We start from the raw sequence: 559 nt of genomic DNA on the forward strand, positions 1-559 counted from the left end.
ACATCCACACCCGACACATTCCAGAACACGCTGTTTTGACGCACTAAATACGCGTATTCAGGTTTGATTTTGATGGTGGAAACCACGCGATCAGCGAACTCGCCCAAGCGAACATCGGTAACTTGACCAACTTCCATTTGACGGTAGAGAACAGGAGTACCGACTTGAACCGAACCGCGTTGCTCACTTTGCAGGGTAAACATGACGCCTTCTACACGGTCAAACCCTTTTTCTAATGGGAAATCGAACTTCGCCTTGCCATTACCCGGTTCAACGCTGATAGATTTTGAAACTAGCGCACCTAAGTTCTTCACGCCGCCAAGGCCAATTTCAGGTTCAGTTAGCCAAAAATGCGTGCCTTCTACCGCGATATTTTCCACGTATTCCGGCAAAATTCGGGCGGTGATTTCAACCAGATTGCGACGGAAATTCGGTACGACAAGCGTCACTTCACCTACCTTCACGCCTTGGTATTCAATCGGCATACCTTTAAGTACTTCTTGCGTGCCGTCGGTTTCTAGTGAAATGACTCGACCCAATTTGCGCGCTTTTTGCTGAT

At 48.1% G+C, this 559-nt stretch carries 1 protein-coding gene; it reads right to left on the reverse strand.

The window, feature by feature from the left end:
- Nucleotides 1–559 (reverse strand): MlaD family protein (locus R7Q48_RS29870; RefSeq protein ID WP_318134006.1); only part of this gene is annotated, 559 nt, incomplete at both ends.

The organism is Vibrio sp. 378, assembly GCF_033339435.1.